Annotated in this window: 7 protein-coding genes; all 7 read left to right on the top strand. The window is 64.6% G+C overall.

Annotation, left to right across the window (positions count from 1 at the left end):
- Nucleotides 1–123 precede the first annotated feature (123 nt).
- Nucleotides 124–345, top strand: coding sequence for a type II toxin-antitoxin system HicB family antitoxin (locus VM221_11875; protein ID HUT75516.1), 222 nt, complete (start codon nucleotides 124–126; stop codon nucleotides 343–345).
- Entirely contained in the window at nucleotides 345–569 is a 225-nt protein-coding gene (locus VM221_11870; protein HUT75515.1) for a type II toxin-antitoxin system HicA family toxin, read from the top strand. The genes VM221_11875 and VM221_11870 overlap by 1 nt, the downstream gene beginning before the upstream one ends.
- Nucleotides 570–703: 134 nt before the next feature.
- Nucleotides 704–1,861, top strand: coding sequence for a hypothetical protein (locus tag VM221_11865; protein ID HUT75514.1), 1,158 nt, complete (start codon nucleotides 704–706; stop codon nucleotides 1,859–1,861).
- A 216-nt stretch (nucleotides 1,862–2,077) separates the two neighbouring features.
- Complete coding sequence (locus VM221_11860) at nucleotides 2,078–2,659, top strand: hypothetical protein (GenBank protein ID HUT75513.1); 582 nt, start codon at nucleotides 2,078–2,080, stop codon at nucleotides 2,657–2,659.
- Nucleotides 2,660–2,708: 49 nt separating this feature from the next.
- Nucleotides 2,709–3,590 (top strand): hypothetical protein, encoded by an 882-nt coding sequence (locus tag VM221_11855; GenBank protein HUT75512.1) that lies wholly within the window; start codon nucleotides 2,709–2,711, stop codon nucleotides 3,588–3,590.
- Nucleotides 3,545–5,296: a hypothetical protein gene (locus tag VM221_11850; GenBank protein ID HUT75511.1), complete on the top strand. Its 1,752-nt coding sequence runs from the start codon at nucleotides 3,545–3,547 to the stop codon at nucleotides 5,294–5,296. The genes VM221_11855 and VM221_11850 overlap by 46 nt, the downstream gene beginning before the upstream one ends.
- Before the next feature lie 197 nt (nucleotides 5,297–5,493).
- The coding region (locus VM221_11845) for a hypothetical protein (GenBank protein HUT75510.1) at nucleotides 5,494–6,039 on the top strand (546 nt) is incomplete at its 3' end.

Below are 6,039 nucleotides of genomic sequence, written 5' to 3'. Positions count from 1 at the left end.
CGACGGTGTTGGGTATCGGGTACGGGGGCGTGGGCGGTAGGCGGCGCCGCTACCCGTGGCGCGCCGGGGGTGGTGCGCAGGCCGCAGCGCGACGACATCGAGGGCTAGAGGGAGACAGACGCCATGCAGTATCCAGTCGTGGTGAAGCCGGACATTGAAGATGGCGGGTTTGTAGTCGAGTGTCCCGCCATACCGGGTTGCGTCAGCGAGGGGGAGACGGTTGAGGAGGCGATGGCTAACATCCGGGACGCCATCGCCGGCTGCCTGGCCGTGCTGCGCGACAAAGGCCAACCTCTGCCTCCGCCCGCCGACGCCATTTTGGCGACGGTCGAGGTAGCGGGCTGATGAGCCGGCTGCCGGCGCTGCCGGCGCGAGAGGTGGTGCGGGCATTCGCGAGAATCGGCTTTGGATTCGAGCGCCAGACCGGCAGCCACTTGATTCTGTACAGCGCTACCCGCCGCCAGACACTCTCCGTGCCGAACCATGACCCGGTCAAGCGCGGGACGCTGCGTTCCCTGATTCGGCAGGCAGGCACAACCCCCGAGGCGTTTCTCGACCTCCTGCGCTGAATGGACAGTGACGCAATTCCGTCCAGAACAGTCGCCCTCACTTCTTTCGGTCACGCCTCGGTAAGTAGCGTAGCCGTCGCCATAATAGTGGTAAATGCTGTCCGCGAGTACGGCTCGGGTGCACGGAGACAATTGTGAACGATAGCTTCGAGCGGGACCTGCGGTCCGTGATTGAGGCGTTCCCGCAGTCCGTCCGCGACCTCCCCGATGACTTGCGCCACTTGCCCCTGCGTGAATTCATCCGGCGGTGCGCTGACCCGGCCGAGCGCGCACGCATAGAGCCTGCTGCGCAGCGATTTGGCGAGACGGTGGCCCCGATCGTGGATAGATGGCGGAAGGGCGCTGAGGAGTGGGGGCGGGGAATCCGCTCCCTACTTGAGCCTTGGCTGCAGCCTGCGTTCTGGCTAATTCAGGTGGACGCGCAGATCCGCTCCACCATCGAACGCTGGAACCGGGCCCTGCGCGAGATGATGCAGCCATTCGAGCAGGCGCTGGAGCGGATGCGTGCGCTTGGCGATAGCGTGCGCTCTATTGTGGAACAGGTGCCTCAAGTCGCCGCGGAGTACTGCCGGCCCTACCAGCGCCAGATAGCCCGACTGCGCGATGCCAACGTCCGCCCCCTGAGCCCCGAGGACGAGCTGCGGTTCATGGTAATGGGGGTCCTCATCACGCCGCCTGAGGAACCGGCGCTGGGCTACCGTCCGCCGCTGGACTGGGTGGCGGTTGTTTGCCGCCGGTTCGATCTCGCGACCGCGGTCCTCAGCATCGACCGACCACAGCTGGTGAGATGGACCAAGCGAGCCGTGCCTGCTCAAGACCTGGATGACCTGCCGCCGGAGGTATTCCTCACCCTGTGCGAGACGGTGCTGCCGTACATCGAGCGGCACCTGGGAGAACTGATGCCCCAGCAGTTCGCTGAGAAGCTCAAAGGGTGGATGTCGGACCAGTACCTCGCAGCGGCCATCAAGCAAAACGTCATCCGCGGCCTCGTGCGTCAGCGCGGGCGGCGGAAGCGCGAAGTGGGCGCGGCGGAGGCCGAAATGGCGCTTATCATGGATGAGACGAGTGAGAAGAGCGCCGCCATTGACCGTCTGGCTTTGGCAGCTGCGGTCGCGGAGTACCTGGGGCAGAGTAAGCGGCCGGAGCTTGACCAACAGATCGTGGAGGGGCTGAAAGAAGGAAGATCGATTCCTGATCTGGCCCCGCAGCTCGGGACGCCAGAGCGCACCCTGCGGCAGCGCAGGAAGAACCTGGTTGACTTCTGCGCGCGGCGCCTGGGGTTGACTGAGTAGCCCAGGGTCGAGAGAAAAACCTGCGGCAAACATTGCCGATTCCGGCCGCTTGCTGCCCTGATATATATAGGGGAAGAATCCGAGAGGGGCCCTCCAGTGAGGGCCCCTTCTCTTTTGAGGGTCGCCATCGGGGCCGCAGCGGAAACCATGAGCGCGAGGCCATAATCCCTCGAACGCGCCGCCTGCGGTCGATAGCGGCAGGAAGGAAATCAGCAAATGAGCAGTGATGCAAGCACTCGTCCCGACAGCAAGCCCTGGGACCGGCAGAAGGGGGAATCGACGGTGTCCCACCAGGCCTTCGTGGTGTATCGGGACCTCGGAGCGTCGCGAACCTTCGTTGGCGCAGCCCATGCCCTGGAAAAGAGCATCTCCCTCGTGCGCCGCTGGGCAGCGCGCTACGACTGGCGCGACCGGGTGTGGGCCTGGGATGTGAGCCAAGCACGCCAGGCCGAGGAGGCGCTGCGGCAACAGCGAGAGGAGGCGCTGCGGCGCCAGGCGCGAGACGCCGACCAGCTGCAGCGGCTGGCAATGGCGCGCTTGAGCGGGTTGATCCACCGGGATTCCGAAACCGGCGAAGTGCGGCTGGATGACAGCGTGCGCCCCCGGGATGCGGTGGCCATCTATAAGTGGGGGGTGGAGCTGGAGGATCGCATCACCGAAGCACCCTCGGCTGCGACGGTGGAGGACGCGACCGAGCAGCAACTCAAGCGCATGAGCACTGAACAACTGCGAGAGCTGCTGGCGCTGTCGCGGGAGCGCGCCGGGGAGGATGTGGGGGAGACCGATGACGACGATTGATCTAGCGAAAAGGGCGTAGCGGCTCACCGTCAGCCGGATCCTGCGCGAAGTGGCGCGCCGCGATGTCAACGATTTCTGCGAGCACGCCATGACCGGCGCGGATGGCCGGCCCTGGGCGCAGCAGCCATTCCACCGCGAGTGGCAGGAGATGCTGCCGCTGCAAGGCCCGGCGCGGCTGCTCATCGGCGCGCCCAGGGAGTCGGCGAAAACCAGTCAAATGGCGGTGGCGCGGGTGATCTGGGAGCTGGGGCGCAATCCGAACCTGCGCGTGAAGATCGTGACCGCCAGCGACAACCTGGCAGCGGACATCGTGGGCTCCATCGCCCGCCACATCGCCGCCAACCCCAGGGTGGGGGAGGTCTTCCCCAACCTGAGGCCGGCCTCCCAGGGATTATGGCCCAAGCCCGGCGCCCAGACCACGAGGTTGATGGTGGCCCGCAAGAGCCGGGAAAAGGACCCGTCGGTGGCCGGGCACGGGATCATGTCCGCCGGGGTGGGAGGCCGGGCAGATCTCATCATCTTCGATGATGTCGTTGATTTCCGCAACGCGGTCGGTGCTCCCGCCATGCGCAAGCAGGTAGCGCAGTCGTTCTTCGAGGCGTGGCTCAACCTGCTGGGGCCGCAGGGGCGCGCGGTCTACATCGCGACCGTCTGGCATCAGGACGACCTCACCATGCAGCTGCGCGCCAACCCCGAGTGGAAGGTATGGTGGAAGCCGGCCAAGGATGAAGTGACCGGGCAGCCGCTGTGGCCGCAGCGCTGGGATGCCCAGGCCCTGGCCCAGCGGGAGCGGGAGCGCGTGCGGTTGTCACGTAGCTTTGGGACACGGGTGGGACGCGAGAAAAGCCCTGGACTGAGGCCCTCGCCGGCCCGGACGGCGGGCTTGTGGCCTATTGCTATGACAGCCGGAATGCGCTATCATGGCTGGTGAATCCGTTCGCCGAACGCACGACCTGGCTCTATGACGCCCTGGGGCGGGTGACCACCATGACCCATGGGAACCTGAGCGTCGCTGAGCATGATTATAACGCCGGCGGTCGCCTGACCGCCCTGCGCAATCTGAAGTCCGACCGCTCCGTCATCTCCATCTTCAGCTATACGTACGATGCGCTCGGCAACAGAACCGGCGTAGGAGAAGGGAACGGGGACATCGTTACCTGGTCCTACGATCCCACCTACCAGTTGACGCGGGAACAACGATCAGGCGCCAACGCCTATGACACGACATTCACTTACGACGGCGTCGGCAACCGGCTGACCCAGGTCGCCTCCGGCGCGACCACGACGTATGTGTACGACGCCGCCAACGAGCTCACCACCTCCGAGGACGACACCGGCGTCGCCACTTTCACGTATGACGCCAACGGCAACACCGCCGGCGAGATTCGTCCCAACGGTGACCGCGTCACCTACACGTGGGACATCGAGAACCACCTGACAAAGGTGGAGTTGCCGAGCGCGGTCGTGAACACCGTGACCCTGGACGGCGACGGCAAGCGGCGCAGCATTGAAGACAGCGATGGGTTGCGCAACATCATTTGGGATGCCGAGAACATCCTCGCGGAGACCGACAGCGGAGGTTCCACCGTCGCACAGTATACCCTGGCGCCGGAGGTCTACGGGAGCCTGGTCTCGCAGCGTCGAAGCGGGGGGACGAGCTTCCATCACTTCGATGCCCTGGGGAGCACCAACAAGCTGACCGATGCCGACGAGGCCACGCTGATAGAGTATCTCTATCGCGCCTTCGGGCAGCAAACGATCGTGTCGGGGTCGTCTGCGAACCGGTTCACCTGGGCAGGAGAACTCGGCTACTACCGCGAGAGCGACCCTGGCGACCACTGGGTTCGCGCGCGCGTTACGAGTCAGGACGGCCACAGATTCCTGTCCCGCGCTTCGCTGCGTTGGCCCGACGAACATCCGTACAACTATTGTGACGACGACCCGGTCAACTGGATTGATCCTACCGCATATGAGAAAGGGAGGAAGAGGGGAGAAGAGAGGCGTGGCTTTTGGGACTGGCTCTTTTACCAACTCGCTGGCAGGGATCCAGCGCCATACGAAGTACCGGAATGGGCGTTGGCCGCGCTGCACTCTCGCAGCAAACCACCAGCGGGCCCGATGTCGGGCTGGAAACCATTCGACCCCAGGCATCCCTATCCAAGGCCAGGATACAAGGGGCCGGGTTGGGATCCTGGCGGGTATCCCTTCCAGAAGCCGAAAGGCGGGTTCCCGGATGACGGCACTTGTCGAGGATGTTGCGCGAAAAAGACGAGGAACAAGTATACTCAGTGCCTCGATGACAAACGTCAGCACTGCATAAAGTGGCGTGGGACATACGAGCAGGCCCAACCTGCGGAGCCGGCAGGCTCGCCGGTCATTCAATCGAGCCCGGTGTACCATAGTCGGGGTGCGGAAGCGTTCAGCGAGGGCCAAAAAGCCATCGTGCCATTTCTTATCAAAGGGGGGGACCAAATCATGACTGTGGGTCTGTGCATGCAGCAGAAGAGCCTGCCATCCGATCCGACGAACTCTACGTCGCCCTGGATTCACTATGACTGCTGGCAGGCATGGACGGACGCGATCAACAAGTGCCTGGCTGACGGGGGCGGCACGGGCCCCGGCTGCGGTGCGAAGTGAGGGGTTTCGCCGTGGCTCACAAGACACCGTCGCGCGCATGGCAACACGTGTTCTGTCTGGCAGGATTGGCGGTCCTGGCAGTTGCGGGGTGCAAACACGGGGAAGGGGCCGCCAAAGGGATCTGGGTCGCTGGCGCGCGCACCGCGATAGAGCGATCAGTAGCTGCTGCGCGGCGTGAGGAGGCCTTGCCTGCCGTTATGATGAGCTTCCCCGCGCGCAGGATGGCTCGATTTGACCGAAAGGGCGCGCTGGGGCTGATTGATGAAGCGGTCCGCCGCGCTCGGCGAATCCCCGTTCTGGGTCCCGTATCGCCTGAACGAAGCACGGAGGGGCGCATCGTTAGGGGCGAAGGACGCCTCGATGCATTCCGGACGCTGGGCGGGGTCGCCGTTAAACTCCAGCCGGAGCGCGGCGTTCAACTGCTTTCAGAGGCGTTTGACCTGGCGGAGAACACTCCCGCAGCCGAAGGGTATGATCGCGGACACACAATGGCACTTATTGCGGCAGACATCGCTAGAGCCGAGCCCAGCGCTGGACTGCGGCTGGCGTCTCGAGTACCCGGCGTTTACAATCAAGCGTATGTGCTGGCCACCGCCGCCATTGTTCTTGCGGCCACGGACCCTAACCGGGCGGAGAGCACGTTGCAGCGCGTGACTCGCCTGTTGACGGATGCGGGTAAGCCGTATAGCGCAGATTCAGCACGTGCGCGCGTGACGGCGGCGCTGGGTCGCAACTACCCGCAG

This window comes from Armatimonadota bacterium (genome assembly GCA_035527535.1).
Lineage (GTDB): Bacteria > Armatimonadota > Hebobacteria.
The sequence above is the reverse complement of the archived record's forward strand: the minus strand, read 5'-3'. Positions and strand labels throughout refer to the sequence as shown.